Genomic DNA, 26,258 nt, shown 5'->3' on the forward strand with positions numbered 1-26,258 from the left:
CTCGATACGAATTAGTTGTTGTCACTACGAGAAGAAATCCACGCCTGGGCGTCGGGTATCCTCATCTCGTAGTCCTGGCCGAGCCAGGGGGAGCTCATCATGAAGTCGGCGCTGGAGGGATTGCAGGCCACCGGCACGTTCCAAAGGGCAGCAAGGCGCAGCAGCGCCTTGACGTCAGGGTCGTGAGGCTGCGGCGAGAACGGATCCCAGAAAAAGATCAGCAGGTCTAACGCCTGTTCGGTGATCCTGGCGCCAATCTGCTGGTCACCGCCCAGCGGACCGCTCATCAACCCTTCCACGTCCAGTCCCAGGGTGTGGCTGAGACGGGCGGCCGTGGTCCCGGTGCCGACCAGCTGGTGCGCCGTCAAGGTGTCCTTCCAGCGTGAGGCCCAGTCCATCAGCTCCTGCTTCTTGCCATCGTGGGCGACCAGAGCGATGCGTTTACGAGCCGGGAGTACACGGCTGACTTCCTTGACGGGCTGAGACATGCGAGGCCTCCGATGAAAGGCGGGGTGAATGGTGTCACCATGTTCAGGGATACCATAGAGTGTTGAAGGTAATATTACTACGAAGATGCCGTGCGACTAAGGTATGAACCGCGAAGGCTTCAGAGCTGAATCGCAAGCAAGTTGGCGAATTACGGGAACTATTGGAGTGTCCTCTATCAATGTTTTGCTGAAAATGTTGTAAGTTTAGCAAAATAGTGCTTGAGTCCCGGCGCTGTCTGTACCACATTGGTGCCCACTGACGACGTCCTTGCGGGGGATGTGCAACTTCATCAATCCCGCCTACCGTCGAGCTCTATGGCCTTCACGCAAGATTGTTTTTCGCCGCTCAGGGGGATTTTCGCTATGACTCTCAAGGTTGCCATCAACGGATTTGGTCGCATCGGCCGCAATGTGCTTCGCGCGCTCTACGAGAACGGCTACCGGGATCGTATCGAGGTCGTGGCCATCAACGACCTGGGCGATCCGTCCCTCAACGCCCACTTGCTGCGTCATGATACGGCCCATGGACACTTTCCTTTCAAGGTAGAACATGACGAGGAAAGCTTGAGCGTCGACGGCGATCGTATCGCTATCCTGTCCGAACGTGATCCCGCCAGCCTTCCCTGGTCAACCCTTGGCGTGGACATCGTGATGGAGTGCACGGGGCTGTTCACCAAGCGTGCCGATGCCAGCAAGCACATTGACGCTGGTGCCGCCAAGGTGCTGGTGTCGGCGCCTAGCCCCGATGGCGACGCCACCATTGTCTTCGGCGTGAATGACAGCGTGCTCAAGGCCAGCGACATCATCGTCTCCAATGGCTCGTGCACCACCAACTGCCTGGCGCCGGTGGCCAAGGCGTTGAATGATGCCGTGGGCATCGAGAACGGTCTGATGACCACCGTTCACGCCTACACCAACGATCAGAACCTGTCCGACGTGTACCACACGGACCCCTACCGCGCGCGCAGTGCTACCCACTCCATGATCCCGACCAAGACCGGCGCCGCGGCGGCGGTGGGCAAGGTGCTGCCGGAGCTGAATGGCAAGCTGGATGGCCTGGCGGTGCGGGTGCCGGTCATCAATGTGTCGCTGGTCGACCTGGTGTTCACTGCCTCACGCGACACCACCAAGGAAGAGATCAACGAGATCGTCGCCAAGGCGGCGGCCAATTCTCCGGTACTTAACGTCAACGCCCAGCCGCTGGTGTCGATCGACTTCAACCACGATCCAGCCTCCTCGACCTTTGACGCCAACCACACCCGCGTCAACGGCCGCCTGGTCAAGGTCATGGCCTGGTACGACAACGAGTGGGGCTTCTCCAACCGCATGCTGGATACCGCCCTGGCGATGCAGGCCGCCAAGTAACGCCAGCAGGCAAGCGCCTCGCAGCTCAGCCAGCAAGCGAAACGCCGCTGCCCGCTGCCATAGGTGAGCATGGTGTGGCATGCTGGGGCCTGGGGTGCATGGTTACCCCGACCCCTGATAAAGACGCCGAAGCAGGCTTGCTTCGGCGTCGTCGTGCGCAAGGATCGCTATGCTTCCCGATTACTCCTGGCTCGCCTGGGGCCTGATCATCCTGTCCACCTATTTGACCGGTATTTCCAAGGGCGGCTTTGCCGGAGGGTTCGGCACCCTGTCGGTACCGCTGATGGCCTTGGCCATCGACCCCATCGCTGCTGCCGGCCTGTTGTTGCCCCTGCTGCTGGTGATGGATGGGCTGGCGGTCAAGGCCTGGTGGGGACACCAGGATATGGCCGAGGTGAAGCGGCTGATACCCGGCATGGCGATCGGCGTGGTAGTGGCGACCCTAGTGGCGGGCCGTCTCGATGAGGATCACGTCAGGCTGCTGCTCGGGGTGATTTCCTTGCTGTTCGTGGTCTACATGGTGCTCAAGCCGGCGGCTTCCAAGCCGATCGCCCCCCTTTGGGCCTGGCCTGCGGGCATTGCCACCGGCATCACCAGCTTTATTGCCCATGCCGGGGCGCCGCCGATGAACCTCTACCTGGTGCCCAGGCGACTGCCCAAGACCACCTTCATCGCCACCACCACTCTGGTGTTCGCCGCCGTCAACACCATGAAACTGCCGCCCTACCTGTGGCTGGGCGAGATCAACCTCACCAGCATCTGGGCGTCGCTGGCGCTGGTGCCCGTGGCCTGGTTCGGCATCAAGAGCGGTCTGTGGTTGCAGCATCGGGTCAACGAGCGGCTGTTCTATCGCCTGGTGGTGCTAGCCATGGCGGTGGTGGGGGTTCAGTTGATCGTCAAGGCGCTGGGCTAGGGCTTGTTTGAAAAGTGCCTGCGCTCGGTAATACGGCGTTAAAAACCGGACCGAAATGCTCATTTACACCCCGTAAACTGCGCTTTCTCACCGATTTTTGCCTTGTCTAACCTTCGCTCGTCGACTTTTCGGGCAGCGCCTGGCGACGGGCTGTTGTGGGCTCACGCCGACATAAAGTCGTTCCAGCGTCTGACCAGGTAGTTGTGTTCGTCCATGACCGTGTTCCAGACGGCGATACGGCTCATGCGGGTCAGATAATCTCCGCCGTCGCGGACCTCGCCCTTGTGAATCATGCCGCACGGCCCTGAAGGGCCCGCGAGCTCCTCTGCCGCCGGCTTGCCCGCATACCAGAAGTCCCACTCGGCGGTGGTCAGGTGAGGACGTGTCAGCTCCGGCGTGGAAATATAGTAGCCCTGACGGGCCATCACCGCGCCGGGCCAGCCAGAGAGCCACCAGTTCATGTAGTCGTAGGCGGCGTCCAGGGTTCTGCCCGTGACACCTCGAGATAGCGACATACCGCCGTACCAGGCGCGGTACCCCTCCCGTGGCGCTGCCATGCGCACCTTGATCTGGCGCTGTTTTAGCGCCGTCATCGCTGGCGACCACAGGCTCTCGATGCCGACGCGGCCGCGCACCATATCCGAGGAGGCCTGATCCTGGTTGCTCCAGAAGGTGCGAAAGTGCTGCTTTCCCTTGAGGGTGATCAGGCAGTCAATCAGCGTATCGATGTCATTGACGCTCAGGTTGCCCAGATCCTCGAAGGTCACCAAGCCCGCTGCCTGGGCGGCCAGAGCCGCGTCAATGGCGCCGATGGCGCTATCGTTCTGCAGGCTGACCATGCCGCGCCAGCGCGGGTCCAGCAGCCAGGCCCAGCTCTCTTCTGCGTCGGAGAGCCCCTCCGGCAGCATGTCTAGACGGTAGCCAAAGCTGTCGACGTTGTGACTGACGGGCAACATGGTGATGTGTTCCGTCGGCCGTGGGCCACAGCTGCCGTCGGGCTGGACGTAGAGGCGGTCCACCGGATTGCCACCGGCACCTCTTGGGGCATGGGGCGTCAGGCGGCCGGTCTTGGGCAGGTCGTTGATGGACTCCCAGTGTTCCAGACGGCTCAGCTCGATCGGTTGAATGGCGCCCGCGGGCCATACGAAGTCGACGTTGTGGAACCACTGATCGTAGATATCAAAGCTGTCGGGGGCCAGCACGCCGGCTCTCTGGGCGGCTACGCCGTCCATCACCGTGAACTCCAGGCGCAGACCGAGATCTTCTCGGGCGCGCTCGCGAATACTCTCGAGCAGCGTCACTGAGGTGCCAAGCACACGCAGGGTCACGGGGCCACGTTGCACATAGGGGGCGTCGTGCTGGGTGTCAGGCATGCTGAATCCTTGGGCTGGGGTGATCGCTGATGCGCTCCATGAAGGTCGTCAGCGATTGTGTCACGCGCTCGGCATCGATGTCGCGGGTAATGAAGATCAGCTCCGAGTGACGGTCGTGCGCCGGCCACGTCTCGACATGCTCAGGCGGATGAATCGTGTGTTGGACGCCATGCAGCACGACCGGGCGGTCATCGCCGTGCACGTGAAGCACCCCCTTGACTCTGAGGATGTCACTGCCATGGCGATTAAGCAGCATGGACAGCCAGATACCGAGGCACGTCCAGTCCACGTCGCCTTCCAGGCCCAGTCGAAAGGAGCGGATGTTGCCAAGGTGGTCGGGGTCATGCCGGACGGGGTTGCGCCATGGCCCCAGCCAGTCCTTGACCTGCCCAGGGGTGAACCGCTGAAGGTGTGGGCCGCTGGCAAACAGGCTATCACTAGGCTGATCGAGGGCTTCCCTGCCCATCCGTTGAGCAGCGGGGTTGAGCGCCTCCAGCAGTGATTCGAGCTGTGTCAGCGCATGGTGCTCCACCAGGTCGGTCTTGCTGATCACCAGCTTGTCGGCCACGGCGACCTGAGCCTCCCAGACCGGGTGAGCGGCGCGGCTGTCGACGGCATTGACGGCATCCACCAGCGTCAGGTTGGTGCCGGGACGCAGGTGGTGTCGCAAGACCGGATCGGCGGTAATGGTGGAGGCGATCGGACCAGGATCGGCCAGGCCCGTGGTCTCCAGGATGATTCGTTTGAACGGTGGTATGTCGCCGTCCTGGCGTCGAGTCAGCAAGCGCCTGAGCGCCTCGGACAGCTCGCCGCGGATGGTGCAGCAGACGCAGCCACTGGAGAGCAGTACGGCATCTTCGGCAATATCACCGATCAGCCGGTCGTCGAGCCCCACGTCTCCGAATTCGTTGATCAGCACTGCGCTATCGCCAAATGCCTCACTGGCCAGGACCGACTTCAGCAGGGTGGTCTTGCCTGCACCGAGAAATCCGGAGATCACATGGACGGGGAGCAGGGGAGTGTTCTCGCTCATAAGGGAGTCTCGTGTCGCGCGATGGTGTCAGGCAAGAGACGCCAGAAAATCGGCATCCAACGGGTCCAGCTGGCGACCGCACATCTGCTCGGCCTGCTGCCAGACGCCACCCAGGTCCTGCACGATATCGCGCTTGCCGGTGGCGCTTGCCAACACGAAGCTGGCCGCCTGGAAGTCCTCGATGGTAATACGACTCGGCGCAAGTACCCGATTGATCAGGGTGACCCGGTAGGCACGGGCGCGCCTGCGCGCGAAGTGGGCCTGCTCGGGGTCCTCGATGGTGGTGCTCCAGTGGCTTTCGCCGCCGAATGCACCGCACAGTCCGCACATGCCAACCTCCGATGGCGCCGTCGGCGCCGAATGAATGTGATTTAGGCCGTCAGCGCCGAGCTGGCGGCAAGGGCCACCCGCAGCAGTGCTTCGTCCTCGCCGCAGGGTCCGCTCAGCTGCAGACTGGTGTGCTGGCGGTCGTCGTCACGTCCGCTGGGCAGCGCCACCGCTGGCGAGTCGAGCAGGCTTGCCACCATGCTCAGGCGCAGCGTCGCCAGATTGACCTCGGCGAAGTGCTCGGGGTCGGCTTCCAGCGGCGCGAGCAAGGGCGCCACATGCGCCACCGTGGGCGTCAGCAGGGTCGCGCCGGCAAGCTCCTCGCGCAGCCGAGTCTTGAGCGCCTGGCGCAGGCGGTACAGGCTGACCACGCTGTCCGAGGGCATCTGGCGGGCGGCCGCCAGGCGCTTGCGTACCCGAGGGTCCATGGCCTCGGCATCGGGGCCTTCCAGCAAGGCGCGATACTCGGTGTAGGCCTCCGCCGCCCCCAGCCAGCCGTGGCGGGCGATGGCCTCCAGGGTGCCGGCGACGCTGGCCACGCGGCGACGGATGATGTGGAAGCCGGCGTCCTCAAGGCGGCTGGCGCAGGCCTCCAGATTGTCGCCCACGGCGCGGGATACCCTCGGGTCGTCGAGGCAGCCTGTATCGAGCACGATCACCGACTGTTCGGGCGCGGCGGCGGCGCGGGCCAGCGGCGCGCTGCCGCGCATCGTGTCGTCGATGGCCAGGCAGTCCTCGAGGGTGGTGGCGATGACGCCGATGGTGTCCAGGCTGTCGGCCAGCGGTGTCACGCCCTGGCGCGAGTGGCGGGCCTGGGAGGGGCGATAGGACACCAGCCCATTGAAGGCCGCCGGGACGCGCAATGAGCCCGCGGTGTCGGTGCCGATGGCGGCGGGCACGATGCCTGCCGCGACCGCCACCGCAGAGCCTGAGCTCGAGCCGCCGGGCGCCCGTGGCTCGGCGCCGGCTGGCGTATGGTGCGGTGTGCCAAAGTGCGGGTTCAGGCCCAGCCCCGAGTAGGCGATCTCGGTGAGGTTGGTCTTGCCGATGCCGACCATGCCCGCGCCGGCTGTGTGGCGTACCGCCTCGGCGTCGCGCGCGGCCGGCGTCTTGCCCAGCACCTTGCCGCCGGCGGTGGTGGCGGTGCCGGCGATATCGAACAGATCCTTCCAGGCCAGCGGCACACCGTCGAGCGGTCCGCGCAGGGTGCCCGAGCGCTGACGCTGGGCACAGGCCTCGGCCTCCACCAGAGCGCGTTGCTCGGTCAGCGAGATAAAGGCGGCGTCACTGTCGGCGGCCCGGGTCAGGCATTGGCGGGTCAGCGCGACCGGATCGAGTTCGCCGCGTCGGATGGCCTCGCCGATGGCCAGGGCGGTGAAGGGGGAGGCAGGCATGCACGTCTCCTGTTGCGGTTGGTGGGCGCCGCCGCGGGCGGCACCAGACGACGACTCAGCGATCCTCGCGCTTGAGCGCGGAGTCGGGGATGTCACCGGTTTCCAGGCGTTCGAAGCGTCCCTGCTCGGTATAGACCCAGTTGCGTCCCACCGAGGTGGCCAGGAAGCGGTCATCAAAGCCTGAGCGGATCTCCTCCTGAGGGTACCGGCGCAGGATCCAGGCCTTCATCAGTACCACATAGACCACCAGGGCGGTGACGAAACCCACGGCGTAGGCATACTCGAGAAAGATCAGCGCGAGAGTGCCACCGGCGAGCCAGGCAATCAGCCCTGCGGGATTGAAGCCACCACAGAAACGGAACTGCCCTGCAGGATCAAACAGCGCGGGTACATTGAGGCGACGCCGGCGCAGCAGATAGTAGTCAGCCACCATGATGCCCCCGACGGCAGACAGCACGGCGCCGTAGTAGCTCAGAAAGGTGAACAGGTTATCGAGAATCAGCCATGGCATTGACGCGGTGCCGACCACCCCCGCGATGACCAGCGCGACCGGATAGCTGACCCTTGGCGCCCCGGCATTGACGAAGGTCAGGGCCGCCGGAATCAGGTTGGCAGCATTGTTGGTCGACCATTGGGCCAGGATCACCATGGCCAGCAGCGCAATCAGGGTGAAGCCGCCGCCTTGGCCCTGGATGACGGTGACCGGGTTCCAGTCGCCCGCCGCAATAAAGGAGACGCCGCCGATCAGCGCGATCCAGGCTTGTGTGGCGGGCAGCGCCAGGAACTGCGCCACGAAGACGTTGCGGTTGCGCTGGAAGAAGCTTCTGGCACCCGCCTCGGTCTTCAGAAAGCGGGTGAGGTTGGGGATATCGACGGCGAGCGCCGACCAGAAAGCCATGTTGGCGAAGAACAGTCCCAGCGCCGCCACGTCCTGATCGCCGGCAAAGGTCCAGATGTTGATGCCTTGGGTCTCGGCCAGTACGTCCAGGGTGAAGTACATCCATACCGAGATGGCCACGATGCAGGGCGCGGCGATCGACGCCAGCAGCTCTACCGCGCGGATACCGAGGGCGGTATTGACGATCTGCACGACGGCGAACAGCAGGTACCAGAGCACCCAGTTGTCGAGGCCCCACAGGTATTCGACGATGCCGTTGAGGGCCAGCGCCCCCAGGTACGTTTGGACGCCGAACCAGATAGCCGCGACGATGCCGCGTGATACGGCGGGCAGGTGGGTGCCCTTGAGGCCGAAGGGAGCGCGCAGATAGACCGCGAACGACAGGCCGTGCTCGGTACCGATGTCGGCCGTCAGGCTCATCACCACGCCCAGGACCAGGTTGGCCAGGAAGATGATGGCGACCACCTGGACCAGTGGCAGGCCAGCGACACCGCCAGCGCCGAGCTGGAAGGTGGCGATGATGACGGCCATGCCGATCCAGAGCCAGATGAAGCCCAGAAAGCCGATAGTGCGCTGATTGAGCCATACCGGCAGGATCGCCGCCTCCAGCAGATGATCGCTGGCGTTGGCCGAGGAGGACGTCGTCGCTTGGGATGACGTACCGGAGCGCGTCGAAGGGGCAGGGGGCGGCGATGTGTGTTGAGTGCTTGTCATGGTATCGCACCTGGGTGTGAAAGGTTGTTGTTGGGAGCGATAGCGCCGGAGAGGGGAGGAGATCTCTCAAGGTCGCGTAAATGCAGTATGGATACAAAAACCATTTTTTGACAAGCTTTGCCTCTAGCCTTAAGCCGCATTTGGTACGGAAAGTAAATGCAATAGGCTGTTTTTTCGTCATAGTAGAGCCCCGGCGCGAGCGCTCCAGATGGGATCGGGCGTGGATGACCGGGCTGCTTTCGTCGACAGGTGTCATTTTGAGCGGGTCGAAAGGGGCGGCATGAGCTGCCAGACTATGGGGCTGCCTTGCGGCAGGGCGGCTCGCCAACGACAGGGAGGGCGACTTCTGGATACGGCAGAAAAGACCAGCACGCACGGTGGGGGACGCCCGCCGCGCTATGCAATGATTCAGGATTCGCTGCGGGACGCCATACGTTCAGGCCGTGTCGCGCCCAATCAGGTGTTGTTGGAAGGACCGCTGGCACGGTTGTTCGGGACCAGTCGCGGGCCGGTACGCAAGGCGCTGGAGCTGCTGCACGAACAAGGGGTGATCAGCCGCTTTGAAGGACGTGGCTTTGTGGCAACGCCGCACCCTGGGGCCGTGTCCCCCGCCCGGGAGCCGTTGACGGCTGAGCGCTTGGGGCTGTGTGACGACCAGGCACCGGTGGTGGACACGAGGCCCGCGGCTGAGCGGATTTACGCTGCAGTGGAAGAGGCGGTGGCGACGTGCCTCGCCTTTGGCCATTTTCGCATCGTGGAAACCACCCTCAGCGAGCACTATGGGGTCAGCAGGACGGTGGCACGCGAGGTGCTGGGGCGGCTGCGTAGCCAGCGACTGATCGAGAAGGATCGCCACTCGCACTGGTTGGCAGGCCCGCTGACGGCGCAGGCCGTGGCCGAGGACTACGAGATCAGGATCCTGCTTGAGCCGGCGGCACTGAAGGCTTCGGGGCCGCATCTGGCGCGTGACGAGCTCGAGGCCATGCAGGCGCGGGTGCAGCAGCTGATCGATGCGCCTGAACAACAGAGCGCTGCGACCCTTGCGCGGTTGGAGCAGGATCTGCATCAGCACTGTCTGCGACACTATCGCAACCGCAAGGCCGGCGAAATGATCGCCCAGAGCCAGCTGCCGGTGATCGTCAATCGCATGTTCTTCCAGGTGTTGGGGGTGCCAAGCGATGAGCCGCTGCTGGTAGAGCACAAGCTTGTCATCGATCACCTGCTATATGGCGCCTTCGATGCTGCCGCCTCCAGCCTGCAATCACACCTCCAGGCCGCCGCTGAGCGTACCCGGCGTCGCCTCAAGGTGCTGTCAGTGTTTCCTGAACCTGAACTGCCGCCTTACCTGCAGCGCATCGTATGATCCCTGGCGGTGGCGATCTCCCCTGTTGCTGCTGACGTCGGGTCTCCGGCGTCGCTATCTCTCTAGCATGACCGGCAGCCGCTGACCTCTCGTTCTGCTGTCGCTGTCGCTGGCGCTGGCGCTTCTGGGGCTGTGGCTCAGCCCCTGTGGCTTTCTCTTTTCCCTCTCCCTCTCCCTCTCCCTCTCCCTCTCCCTCTATCCCCCTTCTGCTTCTACTGATGCTTGCCGCGGCTGCGTCATGCTGGGGCACTGAAAAATGTCATCGGAATGCGATGATCAAAAAAATGACGTTCTGCGTTTTTATCCGTTCCTGCGCTTTCTCTTTTTTCGACTTTAGTTGTATTTCTTGCGAGTCCCAAGATTCCCGGTGCTTCTTTCCTGTTGTTTCTATTTTGTTGAGAAAAAAGGCGTTAGTGCGTTCTTTGCGGTGGATGAGAGCGTCTGTCGATGGATCCCTTACGCCTCGAAAGCGAAAAGCCACCGTCTTGACAAAAATGACCTTTGTATCCAGTCTTCAATTGAAAGGCGATGCTCTGGAGAGGTGAGCTGCGCTCTATCCCGTGTCCAGATGCCCATGGCGTGGCCGGTTTCGCCAACAGATCTCAATAACTCCAAGTGACAAGACGAGGTTTACACGATGGCCAAGAAAGAAATTCTCTGTGCGTTTGGTGTCGACGTGGATGCCGTGGCCGGCTGGCTCGGCTCCTATGGCGGCGAAGATTCACCGGACGATATCTCCCGCGGGCTGTTCGCTGGCGAGGTCGGCGCCCCCCGACTGCTCAAGCTGTTCGAACGCTACAACCTCAAGACCACCTGGTTCATTCCCGGCCACAGCATCGAGACCTTCCCCGAGCAGATGAAGGCTGTGGTCGACGCGGGTCATGAAGTCGGCGTGCACGGCTACAGCCACGAGAACCCCATCGCCATGACCCGCGAGCAGGAGCGCGATGTCCTTGATCACAGCATCGAGCTGGTGACCAAGCTGTCCGGCAAGCGCCCCACTGGCTATGTCGCTCCATGGTGGGAGTTCAGTCCGGTGACCAACGAGCTGCTGCTCGAGCGGGGCATCAAGTACGACCACAGCCTGATGCACAACGACTTTCATCCGTACTACGTGCGTGTAGGCGACTCCTGGACCAAGATCGACTACTCCAAGTCCGCCAAGGAGTGGATGAAGCCGCTTGAGCGAGGCGAGGAAACGGATCTGATCGAGATTCCCGCCAATTGGTATCTCGACGACTTGCCGCCGATGATGTTCATCAAGAAGTCTCCCAACAGCCACGGCTTTGTCAGCCCGCGGCAGCTGGGCGAGATGTGGCAGGACCAGTTTGACTGGGTCTACCGCGAGAATGACTACGCAGTATTCACCATGACCATTCACCCCGACGTCTCCGGCCGTCCTCAGGTGCTGATGATGCTCGAGCGACTGATCGAGCACATGCAGAGCCACGAGGGCGTGCGCTTCTGCACCTTCGACGAAATCGCCGACGACTTCGCCAAGCGCCACCCCAGAACCTGAACGAACCGAAGGGATGCTCTCGCTCGGCGCCGTTGCCGGGCGAGCCACCAAGCCTTCACGTTTCGCCCCGCCTGACCTTCACACCACAACGATAACGAACAAAGGGTGACGTCGATGACTGAACCAACCTCCACTGTGTCCTCCAGTGCCCCTGGCACGGCTCCCGCCGACGCAGAAGCCCCCTGGAACGCGGTCATAACCAAGAAACAGATTGGCTATGCCTCTCTGGTCTGCTTTATCGCCTGGGTGGCGTCGGTCTACGACTACACCCTGTTTGGCACCTTGCTGCCGGTGATCGCCGAGGACTTCGGTTGGACCACCGCCAAGGCCACTGCCGTCAATACTTGGGCCACCATCGGGGTCTTTCTGGTCTCGCTGGTGGTCGGCACGATGCTCGATCGCTTCGGTCGCAAGAAGACCCTGATCTTTCTGGTGATCGGGGGCGCGGTGAGCTCGGGTCTGTCGGGGATCGCCATCGGTGCAGCGTCCATGGTGATCATCCGCGCCTTCTCTGGCTTTGCGGTCTCTGAAGAGGTGGTCAATGCCGTCTACCTGAACGAGATCTACAAGAAGGCCAAGGGCCGTGGCTTCATGTACAGCCTGGTGCAGAGTGGCTGGCCGGTCGGTGCCCTGCTGGCCGCCGGCATGACCTCGCTACTGCTGCCGATCGTCGGCTGGCGCGGCAGCTTCTTCGTGGCCGCCTGTGCCTCGATCATTGTCATCGTGATGGCGATCAAGCTGCCGGAATCCCCTGTCTTTGCCGCCATCAAGGAAGTCGAGCGCCGGCGCAAGGCGGGTGACGACAGCGGGGCGGCGAGCCTTGCGGCCGAACACGACATCGAGGTCAACAATGGCGAGAACCTGGGACTCAAGGGCGTGTTCTCGCCAGAGCTGCGTCGCCACACCATCTCCCTTTCGCTGGTCTGGCTGTTCAGCTGGATGGCGATCCAGGTGTTTGCGGTGTTGGGTACCACAGTGCTGGTCGAGGCCAAGGGTGTCAGCTTCGAGAGTTCCCTGTATGTCCTGATCCTGGCGAACGCGGTGGGCTTTGTCGGCTACCTCAGTCATGGCTGGGTAGGTGATCGTATCGGGCGTCGCAATACCGTGTTGCTGGGCTTTCTGCTCGGGGGCATCGCCAGCATGCTGATGCTGCTGGGGCCGGCGACCGATGGCTTCGTCTATGCCATGTACGCGGTCACCCTGTTCTTCCTGCTCGGCCCGTTCGCCGCCATCCTGTTCTACATGGGGGAGTCCTTTCCGGCTCACGTGCGTGGCACCGGCGCCAACGTCGCCCACGTCATGGCGCCGGTGGGGGCGATCATCGGTTCCGGGCTGGTGTCACTGCTGCTGACCGCTGGTGTCAGCATGACCTGGGCGGCGATTCTGGCCGGCTCACTGCCGCTGCTGCTTAGTGGTCTATTGATGTTCGGTACGCGTCAGGTCGATCACCGCGAAGAGGATGTTCTCAAGGAGGTGGCAGCATGAGTCGCTTGATGCGTGACGATGGACTGGAAGGCAAGGTCGCCATGATCTCTGGTGCGGCCAGTGGCATCGGGCAAGCCCTGGCGGTCAGTTATGCCAAGGCGGGGGTCAAGGTGGTTGCTGGCTTTTATCCGGGCGACCCCCATGATGTCGAGACCACCGTTGCCGCGGTGCGAGAAGCCGGCGGCGAGTGCCTGGCGGTGGCGGTGGACGTGCGTGATGGCGAGCAGTGTGATGCGCTCGCCCAGGCCGCCGTCGAGCACTTTGGGCGACTGGATATTGCGGTTGCAGGCGCGGGAATCCTGCGCCAGGCCGCGCTGGAAGACCTCACCGACGATGCCTGGAATGACATGCTGTCGGTGGACCTGACCGGGGTCATGCGGATCTTCCGCTCCGCCGCCAGGGTGATGACCGGGCCTGGCGCCATGGTCGCGGTGTCCTCCATCGCCGGGGGCGTGTATGGCTGGGATGACCATGCCCATTATGCCGCCGCCAAGAGTGGCCTGGTGGGGCTGGTGAAGTCATTGGCGGTGGAGCTCGCCCCACGAGGTATTCGCGTCAACACCCTGATTCCCGGATTGATCGAGACGCCACAGTCATTGGACCCGGTCAACTCCCTGGGGCCGGAAGGCCTGGCGGCGGCAGGCAAGGTGATTCCCGCTGGACGTGTTGGGCACGCCGATGAGGTCGCCCGCACGGTGCGCTTTCTGACCAGCGATGACGCCTCTTACGTCACCGGACAGCAGCTGATTGTCGACGGCGGCCTGACCGTGCGCTGGCCCAGCTGACACCCTTGCGGGGGTGGGCCAGCTCACCCCCGACTTTCCCCAGAGGAGGATCGTTGCATGACACTCAAGCTTGAAGGCAAGGTGGCTCTGGTGGTGGGAGGTGGCAGCGGTATCGGTCGCGCCATTGCCTCGCTGTTTCACGCCGAGGGCGCCGTCGTTGCGCTGGCGGATCGTAACGCCGATGCCTGCGCTCAGCTGGCCGATGAGCTCGATGCGCGGGCCAGCGTCCACCGCGTGGATGTCTCCGACGAGGCCTCGGTGGCGGCCATGGTCGATGAGGTGATCGGCCGCCATCAACGCATCGACGTGCTGGTCAACAGCGCCGGAATACTCGACGAAACGCCGTTTCTGGAGATGAGTGCGGACACCTTTGACCGCATGATTGGCATCAACCTGCGCGGGGTCTTTCTGGTCAGTCGGGCCGTGGCGCCACACATGGTGGAACGCAGGAACGGACGCATCATCAATGTGGCTTCACAGCTGGCGCTCAAGGGCGGCACGGGGCTGTCCCACTACTGCGCGGCCAAGGCCGGGGTGCTGGGGCTGACCAAGTCCATGGCCCGGGACCTTGCTCCCTACAACGTGCTGACCAATGCGATTGCCCCTGGCCCTATCCTGACCCCGATGCTGGAAGGGCTGAGCCCGGAGTGGATCGCCGACAAGGAAGCCGAATTGCCCCTCGGGCGTTTCGGCAGAGCCGAGGAGGTGGCGCCTTCGGCGCTGATGCTGGCGGCGTCGCCGGACGGTGATCTGTATCTTGGCCAGACGCTTGGGCCCAACAGTGGCGACGTGATGTAGCCATCGTCCACGGGAGCCCCTTCATGGTGACTCTGCTGCTGATCAAGTGGCTGGCGACCGCGTCAGTGGTGATCGGTGTCTCGTTGGCCGCCGTCCGCCTGGGCCCCGGGATTGGCGGGGTACTGGCCGGCACCCCGATCGTGCTGGGACCAGGTTACTTCTTCATGCTGCGTGAGCAGCCAGGTGGCCTGGTCGCAGATGCCGCGCTGGGGTCATTGCACGCCATGCTGGCCACCCTGGCCTTCTGTCTGGCTTTTGTGCTGGCGTCGGGTCGCTTTGGAGCCTGGGCCAGCGCCGGTATTTCCGCGGGCCTGTGGTGGGTGGCGGCAGCGGTCGCCAACGCGCTACCCGGTGGTGTGGGACTGGCACTGGTCGTGTTTCTTGCCTGTCTGGCCATGGCCATGCGACGGCTGCGCTCGCTTCACCTGGCATCGGTGTCGGTATCGGCGCCGGTACGCTGGGTCGATCTACTGCTAAGGGGTTCTCTAGCGGGCGCCATCGTGTGTCTCGCCACACTGTTGGTCGGTACCTGGGCACCCGCGGTATCGGGCATGGTCCTGAGCTTCCCGATCGGTATGCTTACCATCGCCCTGACCCTGCACCAGCGCTACGGAGCAGCGGCAGCGCGTGCCACCCTGGCCAGCACCCAGCTGGGCATGTTGAGCCTGGTGGCCTTCAGCGCCGTCCTCGCACTCAGTGCCGATACTCTTCCCCCCGCCACCGCCTTCAGCCTTGCCGTAGCGGCCGCGTTGGCCACCAGCGGCGCCTTATGGGCGAGGCAGGTGGTGGGCTGGCGCTGCGCGAGGACTTCCAGGAAATCCGGCTAGGCTCATCGATGACATGCAAAAAAAACCCCACCGAGGTGGGGGAAAGAGAGAGACCTGCTTAAGTCTGGTGAGCGATAGCAGGCTTACTCGACATGCCTGATTCTGCAAAAAGCTGTGATACGCGTTTCCGTAGGGTGTCTCCCTCATTCGTGATTCAGAGGTGTCTCTTAGTCAGGCGTGGTCGGCATTTTGGCCCTGCCATGGCGAGAAGGGCGTCAGTCGAATATGCTGTTGGCCGGCCAAGCCCGGCAGGTGTGTACCTGGCGCGGCACTATAAAGGAAAGAAGAGGTGCTGGCCCCGCCCATTGTCGACTGGAGACACCACCCCATGCGTCATCTTCGTAGCCGAGGCTCCAGGGCCTTGACGGCCGTGCTGGCCGGTACCTTTCTGCTGAGCGGTCTAGCGGCTGGCACCGCCAGTGCGCAGACTCGCCTGACCTACAAGTCGGCGTCTGCCGGCACCGCCTATTACCAGATGGGGGTCGAGCTATCCGAAGCCATCAAGGCCGGTACCGAGGGTGAGGTCACGCTCACCTTGGAAGAAAGCCAGGGATCGGTGCAGAACGTCATGGAAGTGATGGCGCGGCCCGGTAATTATGTCTTTACCTCGCCCCCGGGCCTGGTCAGCAAGGCACGCGAATCCAGCGGCCCGTTCGAGAACCGCAACCATCCGCGCTTCCAGGAGATTCGCGCGCTGTTCCCGATTCCGTCACTGACCATGCATTTTGTGGTGGCCGGCGAGCAGGACACCCTGTCGCTGGATGAACTGGCTGGCAAGCACCTGTTGATCGGCCAGGGCTCCTTCGGCGCTAGAGAGGCTGCGCGCTATCTGGACCTGTTCGAGCTTGCCGACCAGGTCGAGGTCGACGACGCCGACGTGGGCAGCGCTCCCGACGCGCTCAAGAATGGCCAGATCGACGCCTTTGCCACCGCGAGTTCTTTCCCCGCGCCCAATGTGATCGAGACAGCGGCGAGCCACGATGTCGGACTGGTGTCCTTCAGCGAGGCCGAGGTGGAGGCAACCGGAGCTGCGCCTCAGATCATTCCCGCCGGTACCTATGCGGGTGTGGATGAAGACGTGCTGACCACGTCACTACCGGTGGTGGCCTATACCACCAGCGCGATGGATGAAGAGACCGCCTACACCCTCACCAAGACCTTCTGGGAACGGCGAGAGGCGATGGCCAAGACGTCCCCCTGGTGGCAGGCCATTTCTCCTCAGATGCTGGCTAACCTCGAGGGGCCTCTGCATCCCGGAGCGCTTCGCTACTACGAGGAATCCGGCGTTCAGATTCCTGACGCTCAGCGCTGATCATTCCTTGAGCTGACAGAGTATTCGCCATGAATGCCATTCCCGGCTGCGTGGCGAATACGCGTTTTCCTGGCTCCTCTTTATCGATTTTCCGTAAAACTGGCCTGGCCACTGCCGCGAAGATCACTTCGGGTAATGGCACCGTCCCTGCTGAAATAGTGATGTCATGAGTTCAAGCGATGCCGCCCGCTCGGCCACCGACAACGACGCCCGACGCACCCTCACGCCTGTGTGGGTGGGCCTGGGAACCCTGTCGGTGGTGTTCCACCTTGGCCTGATCTTCCATGGCCTGACTCCGGCGCTGATCAGTCGCCCTCTGCACATGGCGCTGGTGCTGCCATGGGTACTGGTGTTTTCCGCCCGTACTCGCTGGCAGCATGCCAGCGGCCTGGCACTGACGGCGCTGGGTGTCGCTGCCTGTCTGTTCATCGTCATCAACGAGGATGCCCTGAGCGGCCAGTATGGCTTTATCGATACCCCGTTGCAGATGGCGGTGGGCGTGCTGTTGATCGTCGTCGCGCTGGAAGCCGCGCGGCGTGCGATCGGCTGGCCATTGCCACTGGTGACGGCGTTGGCGCTGGGCTACGCGGCCCTGGGCCAGTATCTACCCGGTGAGTTCGGTCATCCGGGGCTGCCCATGGCAAGCCTGGTGGGCTCTCTGACCATTGCCGAGGGTGGCCTGTGGGGCAAGCTGACCGGGGTCAGCGTGTCGGTGGTCGCCATCTTCGTGATCTTCGGCGCGGTGCTGAATGCCGGTGAAGCGGGTCGAGGATTCATGAACCTCGCAGGTGCCGCGGCGGGTCGTCTGACCGGAGGTGGCGCCAAGGTATCGGTGATCTCGAGCGCCTTGATGGGGTCGATCTCGGGCTCGGCGTCGGCCAATGTGGCCTCCACCGGCGCCATCACGATTCCTTCCATGGCCCGGCTTGGCTACCCGCGCTCGCTGGCCGGTGCGGTCGAAGCGGTAGCCTCGTCCGGTGGCCAGATCATGCCGCCGTTGATGGGGGCTGGCGCCTTCGTCATGGTCGAGCTGACCGGGACTCCCTACACCGAGATCATGGGCGCGGCGCTGCTGCCGGCGTTTCTCTACTTCGCCACGGTGTGGATCGGTATCAATGCCTTCGCGACTCGCCATGACTTGAAACCTGTGGCTGCGGAAGATCGCCCGGCGCTGCGTGAGGTGGTCATGACGGCACTGTTCTTTGCGGTGCCCTTCGCGATCCTGCTGGAACGTATCTTTCACGGCGGCAACACGCCCCAGTATGCTGCCAGCGTGGCGATCTTCGCAGGGCTTGCCCTGTTGGCCATGAATGCCGAGCTCAAGGTGTCCGGGAGAGAATTCCGCGCGCGCCTGGCCCAGGCTGCGCTGACGGCCGGTCGCCAGATTGCCGTCATCGGCGCCATAATTCTGTGCGCCTCCCTGGTCATTGGTGTGCTGGCGCTCACCGGGCTGGGGGTCAAGGTGACCTCTGCCATTCTGTCGCTGTCCGGTGGGCAGCTATGGCCGGCGCTGCTGCTGACCGCGCTTGCCTGCCTGGTACTGGGTATGGAAGTGCCGACCACTGCGGCCTATGTCATCTGTGTGTCGGTGGCTGGACCCGCGCTGACCGAGCTGGGGTTGCCATTGCTGACGGCTCACCTGTTCGTATTCTGGTTCGCGCTGCTCTCCACCATCACCCCGCCGGTGTGCGGGGCGGTGTTCATCGCTGCTGGCATGGCCGATGAAAACTGGCTCAAGGTCGCGGCCAAGGCTATGGCGCTAGGGGTCGGTCTGTACCTGATCCCGTTGGCCATGGTGGCGCATCCGGCGCTTTTGGATCTTGGCGGTGGGATTGTCCTTGCCCTGGGCACGACCCTTGGCGTGCTGCTTGGCCTTGGGCTGACGTCCTACGGACTGATCGGACGCTTCCGCTGGTGGGTCAGGTTGGTGCTGGTGGCGTTGGGGCTTGGCGTGATCTTCGTGCCCTGGCCTGTGCTCTGACCGGTGTTCTTACCGGTGCTCTGGTCTGTACTCTGTCCGGTGCTCTCGTCTGTACTCTGAGCCGTTCTCTGGCTGTTACGACGGGGACAAGGCCATCGAAAAAACGGTGGTCGTTAGACGATAATTCCTGCATCGATGATGTGATGATGAGTGAGCGACGGGAGCGAAAAAAGGATAAATAGCTGCTTTTCATGAGCGGCTATTCCGTGCGTTTTATTGTGAAGTTTGTAGGTTCTTCTAATAAAAAATTGTCGCTTTCTCGGAAAGTCATTGCGATGTGATGGCTCACGTCGAGGGCTTGGGTAGGATTCTCCTGTGACTACATGGATGTTGCCAGGAGAGGATCTTTCATGCCCATTACGTGCGCTAGATTGGATATTGATCCCTTGTCGATGGCCTGCCATCGAACGCTGTGCCGATGCCAGCAAGGCTGGCATTTATGAGCGATCCCTCCTGGTGGAAGGCGCTACGCGCCTCTTTCGATATTCCGCTGTCACAGAACGAGCGGCTGCTCCAGCTTGAACTGCACAGTGCCACGTCAGCGGGCCCAGCCCTGATCCCCCACCGTCTGGTCGGGCAGGAGCAGATGTCACGCCCGTTCTGCTATCGCCTCGATGTGATCGCCCAGCGAGGCGATATCGAGCTCAAGTCCTTGATGGCCCAGCCCGCCACCATCGCGATTCGTCAGGCCGACGGGCCCTACCGGTCGCTGTCCGGTCTGGTCGAGACCGCGGCGCTATTGGGCGAGGATGGCGGCGTCTTCTACTACCAGCTGACCCTGGTGCCTTGGCTTGCGATGCTGAACCTGGGACGCGACAGCCGCATCTTTCAGGACAAGAGCGTCCTTGAGATCATCGAAGACGTCTTTTCTGGCCATGATATCGCCCGGGGCGGCTGGCGCATCGACGTACGTCGCGACTACCTGGCGCGCAGCTACTGCGTGCAATACCGCGAGAGCGACTACCATTTCGTCAACCGCCTGATGGAACAGGAAGGCCTGTTCTACTACTTCGAGCATTCTCAGGTCGATGGCCAGCACATTGGCCACAACGATAGCCACAACAGCAGCCTCAACAACAGCCAGAACGCCGGTAGCCCAAGCGGTGAGACCGCTCTTCACCGTCTGGTGATCACCGACGATGTGGCCACCTGCCAGGCGGTCGCGCCGCGCCAGATTCGCTTTCATCGCCAGGCCGCCACCGAGACCGAAGACGCGCTTACCCAATGGGGCGGACGTCGCCAGCAGCAGGCGACAAGGGTCAGCCTTGCCACCTACGACTACAAGCAGCCTCGCCTGGTCAAGCGCACTGACCTGCTGTCCCGCGACAAGCAGGGTAACCTCTCGGACGAGGAGGTTTACGACGCCCCCGGCGAGTACTACTACCATGACCACTATCACGGCGAGCGGCTGACCGAGCATCGGCTCGCGGCCCTGGAATCTCGCGCCAAGCGCTTCTTTGGCAGTGGCGGCGCCCGCCAGCTTCAGGTCGGTCGCTTCTTCGAACTGACCCAGCACGCTCAACATAACCGCGGCGAGACTACCGAGCGAGAATTTCTGGTGTTGGGCCTCAGCCTGTTCGCCGAGAATGCCCTGCCGGTCTCGGCCCACCTCCACACCTTGCCCGGTAGCCTGCAACAGGAACTGCTGGATGCCCGCCGGGCCCACGGACTTGAGGACGACAGTCTTCATCGTGACGACTACCAGCGTGCCGGTACCGGCCACTACCTGATGGACCTGGAGGCCCAGCGCCTGACCCAGCCCTACCGCTCGGCGCTCGATCATCCTCGACCTGTCATGGGGGGACCCCACACCGCCATCGTGGTGGGACCCGAGGGTGAGGAAATCCACACCGACCGGCTCAACCGGGTGAAAGTGCAGTTCCATTGGGATCGGCTGGGGCAGCGGGATTCCCAGTCGAGCTGCTGGCTGCGAGTCAGCGAGGCCAACGCCAGCGCCGGTTGGGGCGGTGTCTTTGTCCCGCGTATCGGTCAGGAAGTGGTCGTCAACTTCCTCGAAGGAGACCCGGACCGCCCGCTGATCACCGGGCGCGTCTATAACGGTGATGAACAGCCCGAGTGGCATTCCAACGGTCTGCTATCCGGCTTCAAGTCCAAGACCTACCGGGGTAACACGTACAACGAGCTGGTATTCGATGACGCCACCGACCAGGAGCGGGTTCGTCTTAATTCCGAGCACGCCAAGACTCAGCTGAACCTGGGCTACCTGATCCACCAGCAGGGCAACACCCGCGGCGACTTTCGCGGTACCGGCTTCGAGCTGAGAAGCGACGCCTTTGGCGCTGTACGCGCCCATCAGGGACTGCTGCTGACGACCTGGGGGCAACTGGGCGCGAACGGTGAACAGCTCGCCCTGGCCCCGGCGTATCAAGAGCTCGCCAGCGCCTGGCAACTGGCCGATAGCCTCAGTCAGAGTGCGGTGGAGCACAGCGCCGACGCCTTGGCCGCCCGCGCCAACCTGAAGCAAGCCGCCGACGACACCCAGGGCGTGGCGGGTGAGGCCACCCAGGCCAACGCGTTCGACGGCGGAAGCGCACGCACGGCAAGCCTTGGCGGGCGCGGCCAGGCCGGGAGTTTGAAGCAGTCCTGGTTGCACCTGGCGTCTCCTGCGGGCATCGCCGCGAGCACCCCGCAGTCCACCCATTTTGTCCAGGGTAAGTCGCTCAGCGTCACCAGTGGTGAGGACATCAACCTGGCCACGGGCAGGAGCCTGCTGGGTGCGATATCCGAGGCGCTCTCGCTGTTCGTGCAGCGCGCCGGCATCAAGCTGTTCGCCGCCCAAGGCAAGGTCGATATCCAGGCCCAGTCAGATGAGATGGCCCTGACCGCCGAGAAGCAGCTGACCATCACCTCCACCGAGGACAGCGTACACATCGCTGCCGAAGAGGAAATCCTGCTGACCAGCGGCGGAGGCTATATCCGCCTCAAGGATGGGGATATTCAGATCCACGGGCCGGGACTGGTGGACCTGAAGGGCGCGCAGCATAGCTTGGCGGGGCCGACAAGCTTGCAGCAGTTGCTGGCTCCATTGCCCGAGCCTCAAGGAATATTTTCCGAGTTTTTCGTTCTGCGTGACAAGAAGACGAATTTGCCCCTGCGTTTCGCAAAGTACCGGATCGTGACTGCAGAGGGCAGGGCTATCGAGGGTCGTAGTGACGAAGAGGGGCGGACGCAGAAGGTAGTTACCCGTCAACCAGAGCGCCTGAGCATCACGGTTCTAGACCGGCTTGATGACCTGGATGACATTTTTGATGCGCAGGGAGGCGTGTGACATGACAGAGGCTTCGACACTACCCGCTGATACGGAAGATGGTAATGCCCAAACCCGCCTGATGCCGCAAGGGCGTGATGTTGCGATTGGAGGCTCGCCACTGCTGTTCTATGCGGTGGGGCGAGATAAGTTGGTGAGCGTGTCACCCGAGGGAGCTGCGCACTTTATTGAGGAGTGCCGGCTAATGGAAACCGTGGTAGAGGAGCATCAACATGCACTTGATGAGCTATCCGCTGCCACTAGTAACTATATTGCGTTGATGATGTCGGACATCCGTGATCAACAGTTTGTTATGGACAGAGAGTCCTTGAGGCAACAGGTCCTGACAGCGCAACGCAAGGTGGACGAGAAAAATCGTGCGCTGAAGGATGTGATTGAGCCGCTGACGGAGTTGAGTAGCGAAACGAACAAGGTGATGGAGCTAATCCCTATTCAACGAAGAGCTTCAAGAACTGAACACTTCAGACTGGTGTACGCTAGGTCTCATATTATCAGAGCGATATCTGAAGAGATACCGTTAAGCGGTGGTGGCGGTAATGCTAGCCAGACGGTGCTCAACAACGGACGTGTCGATACTGACAAGCTGGTGCGCCAGATGGTGAATGTCAGTGGTGAAGCTAAGGTGAAAGCAGATTTTCCGTGGTTTGAAGATTGGCTGAAGAAGGAAAAAGAGACAGTTGATCTGTTTAAGTGGTCTGAGGCGATCAACGAAAACCTGTCTGCGAAGTACGAATTGCTTGAGGGTGAGGAACACGATAAGGATAGCTCGCGTGTTGAGCTATCTGCTGAAGCCCAGTTGATGCGCTGGACATCAGGTGCAAGTGGTATGAGCGGAGAGTTCAACCCCTTTCAAGGAAAAGCCTCCCTCAAGGCTGACGCAAAAGCAGAATTGGTCCTGGCGGAAGCCAAGGCATCATTGGATTTTTATACTCCCGCTGGTGGCCTGATGCTGGCCTGTGAGCTTCCCAATGAAGCCGGGATCATTGATCTGGGGATGATACGGTCGCATGCGTTTATCACCTGTAGTGGAGGGATTGGAGCCAGCGTAGCCGCCGAGCTGAGCTTGAATGTCGATATGCGGGATGGTCAGTTGCAGACTCGTGGGGTACAAGGACAGCTTGCCCAACGAGGACTACCCGGCGAGCAGCGGTCGGTGGTGCGTCAGTCAGGGTCACCCCAGCTGGACAATAGTGAAATCGCCGGGGGGATGGCGGCCTTTGCCGGAGGCCAAGCGATCGCAACCTTCGGGGTGCAGCTTGAATGGAAGAACCCCGAAGAAGGCAATAAGTTTAAACCTTTTGCAAAAAGCGCACCGAGCCTTGTTGGGTTGCTGGGGGCCGGAGCTGCCGCAAACTTTTCGGTCTACTATGATAGTGGCAAGTTTCGTATAACGGCCCAGGCAGGAGTGTGTTTCGGGCCAGGGATTAAAGGTAAAGTTGATTTTGAGGTGGATGCTGGACTGATATATGAGTTCGTGAAATGGGTAATTTACCAGCTGAAGAATATTGATTACTCAAGATTGCTGTTTATTGACGAAAGCGCTTTTCATGCGATAACTAGTATTGTTACCATGGCTGCAATTGAAGGGGGGCGACTGAGCGAATACCTCAGAGAAGAGGCATCAGACATTATTGATGACCTTGCTAGAACACTCGCAAAAACAAGAGTAGATATTGACAATGCTTCAGCAAGAGGAAAACTTTCTGAGAGCATAAACGAGGGTAATGATGTGATGAAGCATGCCACACCAGATGCTAAAGGAATAGTAATATATTGGCTTATGCAAACAAATGCTTTTGATCGTTATCATCCAGCAAATCGAGATTTAGAAGGGTGGTGGGAAGATCCAAGTCTTTTTGGTTTTATGAATGACCGAAAGGAAGCGGTAATGAACGTATTACGTTTGATCCAATCGGTTAACGAGTATCGAAACGTCATGCAAAGAGTAACGTCTCGGATAGGTGAACTAATTCCCTGGAAAGAAGGCGAGAGAATAGTCGAGGAGTTCATGGGGCGTGGTGAGAGAGGCCTACCAAGGCCGCTATCTTCGCACTATGCTAGAGAGTTTATTCATTTGCAGGCTCGTTTGTGGGAGAAGACTAGGGTGGGAATGCCGATCGTAAGAAATGATAGTTTCACATACTCATCTCAAGAGCCTATTTCAAGATTTTTCTCCAGAGCTTGTGAAAATACCACACAATGTGTAGTTACAATATGATCCCATGCCGTATACTTTCGGTAGACCTTGTTCTATCAATGAGTCGTTACTTTGATAGAAAGTTTTTTTAATAAGTTGACATGGCAGTGCTTGTCGTATTTGGTGGTTGGTGTCTGTTAATAAGTTTGTTTATTGATGGCACATCTTACGGTGTTTACTCGGTAAGCACTGTGGCTAGATAATCCTCTTGGGTCGTTATAAGATAAGTCCGGATTCTTCTTTCGACGATTTATCAATAAATTAGAGCTGTTTCCTTCTCCAAAATCAGCGCCACGTTGAACTCTCTGTGTTCCCATTATTGGTCCGGTCGGATTTTTCGTGGGGGAAACACTGTAGTAGTTTTCATCATACCAATCACTAACCCACTCGAATCCATTCAACCCCATTTGGTATAGACCTAATGGGTTTGGAGGGATAAGTTTTATTGACTGGGGGCCTATTAGTGGGGACGGAGTACTGGCAAGGATTTCTGCCCGAGAAGGATAGTTCGTCCCACGGTTGATATAACCATCAGTGGTGGCAAATGGTAGGAATTGCCCTCGCGAGCGTGCTGCGTATTCCCACTGCGCCTCGGTAGGAAGTGAGAAGGGAAGTCCGGTCTGTTCACCCAGCCATTCGCAGTAGTCTCTGGCTTGATACCAATCCACACCGGCGGGCACGTCAGAAGCACGATACTCCACTTCAATACCTTCGGTATTGATCCTTGGCAACTCCATCGCCTCGGTATAAATGTCGTAGTCAGCGTAGGATACCTGGACGGCGGAAATGGAGAAGCTGTCCAGCGTCACTTCGTGCACGGGTTTATTGTCGCTATCCGCTGTATAGGTTCTTCCGCCAGAATTGGGCATCAGCGGCCCAAAATCTCCCATCTGGAAGCTGCCGCCTTCAACAAAGACCATGTTATCCATGGTTTTCTGGATGAGTGCCGCAACGGCCTCTTGGTTAACCGGTGAGCCGGCGTCCCTGTGGCCTCCGGCTTGTTCCTGTGAAGTAGTGCTGTCACACCCGGTCATCACGACGCATGCAATAATGGGGATGCTGAGTCGATAAAACCTTTCCATGGTTTGGCTCCATTACGATACTTGTGCGACAAGGGTGTGCGCAAAGTAAGCTTACCATTCGACCGGACAGTGCCTTGTGAGTGATTTCCCACAAATTATTCCGATCTGTGGGTTCCCCTATCTCCTAGGGGGGCGTCATGGCTGTCCAGGTAGGGATAAGTGGGGACTAAGCGTCGACACGTATCGGTGGCCTGAAGGAGTTTTAACTCAACGACGGGGCTTGGGAGTTCGGAGGATGATAGTGATGAAGTGGGCCCTTCCCCCTGTGTGACTCTCCACCATAGGGAAACACTGCATAAATGCCTGCGCCGCCGACTTGCTGCGTTACGCGCTGCTCGAACTCCTCACCGATACCGCATAAGCTCCGGGTGCTGCGCTGCGGGCGCCTGGTACCGCTCGGCTGATGACGTCAGCGCTTCCATCGGGAAAGCGGCGGCAAGTACCTGCCACACCGCATACGTTATCGAGGTTGATGCATCATGCCGGTTTTTTTCGCGCAAACGTCGTTCTGAAATGCTCCCGTAGGGCGCCACTGTTTCCCAATGCCGGCTCTTGCTGCACCTCATCCATGAGCGGTCGGTTGGCGTACAGAATCCAGGTGTCCAGCGCTGGTCCCAGGGGGCGCATCAACCGCAGTTGATCTGGGTAGAGGGCCAGGGCCTGCTCGGCGACGATGGCGGCGTCGGCTTGGCCGTCGAGCAGGCCTTCCAGGGCGGCGACGATGGTGGGGGCGTCGCGTTGTTCCAGTCCCGTTAGGTCGGTGTAGTGACGGGTCGCCGGTTGACGCAGGACGCTTGTAGGGTTGGCGACGTCCTTGCGTGCGACCAGTGCCAAGGGCCGGCTTGGGGCAATGAAGCTATCCACGGGAAAGGCGCGGTGCATGAAGCGTCCGACGCAGTCGGCGTGACTGAAATGGGCGCTGACCTGCAACACATAGTCGTGATGCCCGTCCACCAGGTCCTGAAAGGCCTGGGGGAAGTCGTTTACCAGCTGGACGGTCGGCGAGCGTGGGCTGTCTTTACCCCCAAGATCCTGACGCCGGAGCTCAAGATAGCGGGCCAGGACCAAGGCGTGGTTGCTGTCTTCAGGGCCGAGGGTGGCGAAGTTCATGGGTG

The 26,258-nt window shown here is 61.2% G+C and carries 20 protein-coding genes; 12 read left to right on the plus strand and 8 right to left on the minus strand.

Going from position 1 to position 26,258, the window contains the following annotated elements; translation table 11 throughout:
• Nucleotides 1-11 precede the first annotated feature (11 nt).
• Complete coding sequence (locus tag KUV41_RS18545) at nucleotides 12-488, minus strand: methylglyoxal synthase (RefSeq protein WP_222162175.1); 477 nt, start codon at nucleotides 486-488, stop codon at nucleotides 12-14.
• Between the two features lie 363 nt (nucleotides 489-851).
• Here KUV41_RS18545 and gap point away from each other — a divergent pair, with 363 nt between their 5' ends.
• Both gap and KUV41_RS18555 read left to right on the plus strand, forming a co-directional pair.
• Nucleotides 852-1,853, plus strand: coding sequence for a type I glyceraldehyde-3-phosphate dehydrogenase (gene gap, locus KUV41_RS18550; RefSeq protein WP_222486966.1), 1,002 nt, complete (start codon nucleotides 852-854; stop codon nucleotides 1,851-1,853).
• Nucleotides 1,854-2,022: 169 nt separating this feature from the next.
• Nucleotides 2,023-2,766: a sulfite exporter TauE/SafE family protein gene (locus tag KUV41_RS18555; RefSeq protein WP_206942319.1), complete on the plus strand. Its 744-nt coding sequence runs from the start codon at nucleotides 2,023-2,025 to the stop codon at nucleotides 2,764-2,766.
• Between the two features lie 161 nt (nucleotides 2,767-2,927).
• Here KUV41_RS18555 and KUV41_RS18560 read toward each other — a convergent pair whose 3' ends face one another.
• From KUV41_RS18560 to KUV41_RS18580, 5 genes are read right to left on the minus strand one after another with little or no spacing between them, the layout of a single operon-like run.
• Complete coding sequence (locus KUV41_RS18560; protein WP_261396104.1) at nucleotides 2,928-4,139, minus strand: PotD/PotF family extracellular solute-binding protein; 1,212 nt, start codon at nucleotides 4,137-4,139, stop codon at nucleotides 2,928-2,930.
• Nucleotides 4,132-5,172, minus strand: coding sequence for a CobW family GTP-binding protein (locus tag KUV41_RS18565; RefSeq protein WP_222162172.1), 1,041 nt, complete (start codon nucleotides 5,170-5,172; stop codon nucleotides 4,132-4,134). The genes KUV41_RS18560 and KUV41_RS18565 overlap by 8 nt, the downstream gene beginning before the upstream one ends.
• A 27-nt stretch (nucleotides 5,173-5,199) precedes the next feature.
• Nucleotides 5,200-5,502: a hypothetical protein gene (locus tag KUV41_RS18570; protein WP_222162171.1), complete on the minus strand. Its 303-nt coding sequence runs from the start codon at nucleotides 5,500-5,502 to the stop codon at nucleotides 5,200-5,202.
• Nucleotides 5,503-5,543: 41 nt separating this feature from the next.
• Entirely contained in the window at nucleotides 5,544-6,893 is a 1,350-nt protein-coding gene (locus KUV41_RS18575; protein WP_222486967.1) for an amidase family protein, read from the minus strand.
• Nucleotides 6,894-6,948: 55 nt separating this feature from the next.
• Nucleotides 6,949-8,505 (minus strand): NCS1 family transporter, encoded by a 1,557-nt coding sequence (locus tag KUV41_RS18580; RefSeq protein WP_261396105.1) that lies wholly within the window; start codon nucleotides 8,503-8,505, stop codon nucleotides 6,949-6,951.
• A 280-nt stretch (nucleotides 8,506-8,785) separates the two neighbouring features.
• On the opposite strand from KUV41_RS18580, the gene KUV41_RS18585 reads away from it, so the two are divergent.
• The 10 genes from KUV41_RS18585 (at nucleotide 8,786) to KUV41_RS18630 (ending at nucleotide 24,082) form a co-directional block, all read left to right on the plus strand.
• On the plus strand, nucleotides 8,786-9,868 hold the full coding sequence (locus tag KUV41_RS18585; RefSeq protein WP_222486968.1) for a GntR family transcriptional regulator: 1,083 nt from the start codon (nucleotides 8,786-8,788) through the stop codon (nucleotides 9,866-9,868).
• 637 nt (nucleotides 9,869-10,505) lie between these two features.
• Nucleotides 10,506-11,387 carry a polysaccharide deacetylase family protein gene (locus KUV41_RS18590; RefSeq protein ID WP_206942328.1) on the plus strand — a complete coding sequence of 294 codons (882 nt, stop codon included), beginning with the start codon at nucleotides 10,506-10,508 and terminating at the stop codon, nucleotides 11,385-11,387.
• Between the two features lie 114 nt (nucleotides 11,388-11,501).
• A complete protein-coding gene (locus tag KUV41_RS18595; RefSeq protein WP_206942330.1) occupies nucleotides 11,502-12,872 on the plus strand; it encodes an MFS transporter in 1,371 nt (456 codons plus the stop codon).
• Nucleotides 12,869-13,657, plus strand: a complete 789-nt coding sequence (locus KUV41_RS18600) for an SDR family NAD(P)-dependent oxidoreductase (RefSeq protein WP_222162168.1) — start codon at nucleotides 12,869-12,871, stop codon at nucleotides 13,655-13,657. Before KUV41_RS18595 ends, KUV41_RS18600 begins: the two co-directional genes overlap by 4 nt.
• Before the next feature lie 57 nt (nucleotides 13,658-13,714).
• On the plus strand, nucleotides 13,715-14,455 hold the full coding sequence (locus KUV41_RS18605) for an SDR family NAD(P)-dependent oxidoreductase (protein ID WP_206942334.1): 741 nt from the start codon (nucleotides 13,715-13,717) through the stop codon (nucleotides 14,453-14,455).
• Between the two features lie 23 nt (nucleotides 14,456-14,478).
• On the plus strand, nucleotides 14,479-15,282 hold the full coding sequence (locus tag KUV41_RS18610; protein ID WP_222486969.1) for a hypothetical protein: 804 nt from the start codon (nucleotides 14,479-14,481) through the stop codon (nucleotides 15,280-15,282).
• 328 nt (nucleotides 15,283-15,610) lie between these two features.
• Nucleotides 15,611-16,594 (plus strand): TAXI family TRAP transporter solute-binding subunit, encoded by a 984-nt coding sequence (locus KUV41_RS18615; RefSeq protein WP_206942338.1) that lies wholly within the window; start codon nucleotides 15,611-15,613, stop codon nucleotides 16,592-16,594.
• Between the two features lie 166 nt (nucleotides 16,595-16,760).
• Nucleotides 16,761-18,575, plus strand: a complete 1,815-nt coding sequence (locus tag KUV41_RS18620; RefSeq protein WP_222486970.1) for a TRAP transporter permease — start codon at nucleotides 16,761-16,763, stop codon at nucleotides 18,573-18,575.
• Between the two features lie 439 nt (nucleotides 18,576-19,014).
• Nucleotides 19,015-21,864 (plus strand): type VI secretion system Vgr family protein, encoded by a 2,850-nt coding sequence (locus KUV41_RS18625; RefSeq protein WP_222486971.1) that lies wholly within the window; start codon nucleotides 19,015-19,017, stop codon nucleotides 21,862-21,864.
• 1 nt (nucleotide 21,865) lies between these two features.
• Entirely contained in the window at nucleotides 21,866-24,082 is a 2,217-nt protein-coding gene (locus KUV41_RS18630) for a hypothetical protein (protein WP_222486972.1), read from the plus strand.
• Between the two features lie 116 nt (nucleotides 24,083-24,198).
• On the opposite strand, the gene KUV41_RS18635 is transcribed toward KUV41_RS18630, so the two are convergent.
• A complete protein-coding gene (locus tag KUV41_RS18635; protein WP_222486973.1) occupies nucleotides 24,199-25,143 on the minus strand; it encodes a formylglycine-generating enzyme family protein in 945 nt (314 codons plus the stop codon).
• Between the two features lie 477 nt (nucleotides 25,144-25,620).
• Nucleotides 25,621-26,253, minus strand: a complete 633-nt coding sequence (locus KUV41_RS18640) for a hypothetical protein (RefSeq protein WP_261396106.1) — start codon at nucleotides 26,251-26,253, stop codon at nucleotides 25,621-25,623.
• Nucleotides 26,254-26,258: the final 5 nt, after the last annotated feature.

The sequence above is a fragment of the Halomonas sp. DP8Y7-1 genome (assembly GCF_019801685.1).
Lineage (GTDB): Bacteria > Pseudomonadota > Gammaproteobacteria > Pseudomonadales > Halomonadaceae > Halomonas > Halomonas litopenaei_A.

Excerpts from the sequence above, each read along its gene's own strand:
- KUV41_RS18570 (WP_222162171.1), bottom strand. The coding sequence starts at position 5,502 with ATGTGCGGACTGTGCGGTGCATTCGGCGGCGAAAGCCACTGGAGCACC.
- KUV41_RS18580 (WP_261396105.1), bottom strand. The coding sequence starts at position 8,505 with ATGACAAGCACTCAACACACATCGCCGCCCCCTGCCCCTTCGACGCGC.
- KUV41_RS18620 (WP_222486970.1), top strand. The coding sequence starts at position 16,761 with ATGAGTTCAAGCGATGCCGCCCGCTCGGCCACCGACAACGACGCCCGA.
- KUV41_RS18625 (WP_222486971.1), top strand. The coding sequence starts at position 19,015 with ATGAGCGATCCCTCCTGGTGGAAGGCGCTACGCGCCTCTTTCGATATT.
- KUV41_RS18630 (WP_222486972.1), top strand. The coding sequence starts at position 21,866 with ATGACAGAGGCTTCGACACTACCCGCTGATACGGAAGATGGTAATGCC.
- KUV41_RS18610 (WP_222486969.1), top strand. The coding sequence starts at position 14,479 with ATGGTGACTCTGCTGCTGATCAAGTGGCTGGCGACCGCGTCAGTGGTG.
- KUV41_RS18600 (WP_222162168.1), top strand. The coding sequence starts at position 12,869 with ATGAGTCGCTTGATGCGTGACGATGGACTGGAAGGCAAGGTCGCCATG.
- KUV41_RS18575 (WP_222486967.1), bottom strand. The coding sequence starts at position 6,893 with ATGCCTGCCTCCCCCTTCACCGCCCTGGCCATCGGCGAGGCCATCCGA.
- KUV41_RS18635 (WP_222486973.1), bottom strand. The coding sequence starts at position 25,143 with ATGGAAAGGTTTTATCGACTCAGCATCCCCATTATTGCATGCGTCGTG.
- KUV41_RS18585 (WP_222486968.1), top strand. The coding sequence starts at position 8,786 with ATGAGCTGCCAGACTATGGGGCTGCCTTGCGGCAGGGCGGCTCGCCAA.
- KUV41_RS18595 (WP_206942330.1), top strand. The coding sequence starts at position 11,502 with ATGACTGAACCAACCTCCACTGTGTCCTCCAGTGCCCCTGGCACGGCT.
- KUV41_RS18565 (WP_222162172.1), bottom strand. The coding sequence starts at position 5,172 with ATGAGCGAGAACACTCCCCTGCTCCCCGTCCATGTGATCTCCGGATTT.
- KUV41_RS18560 (WP_261396104.1), bottom strand. The coding sequence starts at position 4,139 with ATGCCTGACACCCAGCACGACGCCCCCTATGTGCAACGTGGCCCCGTG.
- KUV41_RS18590 (WP_206942328.1), top strand. The coding sequence starts at position 10,506 with ATGGCCAAGAAAGAAATTCTCTGTGCGTTTGGTGTCGACGTGGATGCC.
- gap (WP_222486966.1), top strand. The coding sequence starts at position 852 with ATGACTCTCAAGGTTGCCATCAACGGATTTGGTCGCATCGGCCGCAAT.
- KUV41_RS18605 (WP_206942334.1), top strand. The coding sequence starts at position 13,715 with ATGACACTCAAGCTTGAAGGCAAGGTGGCTCTGGTGGTGGGAGGTGGC.
- KUV41_RS18555 (WP_206942319.1), top strand. The coding sequence starts at position 2,023 with ATGCTTCCCGATTACTCCTGGCTCGCCTGGGGCCTGATCATCCTGTCC.
- KUV41_RS18615 (WP_206942338.1), top strand. The coding sequence starts at position 15,611 with ATGCGTCATCTTCGTAGCCGAGGCTCCAGGGCCTTGACGGCCGTGCTG.
- KUV41_RS18640 (WP_261396106.1), bottom strand. The coding sequence starts at position 26,253 with ATGAACTTCGCCACCCTCGGCCCTGAAGACAGCAACCACGCCTTGGTC.
- KUV41_RS18545 (WP_222162175.1), bottom strand. The coding sequence starts at position 488 with ATGTCTCAGCCCGTCAAGGAAGTCAGCCGTGTACTCCCGGCTCGTAAA.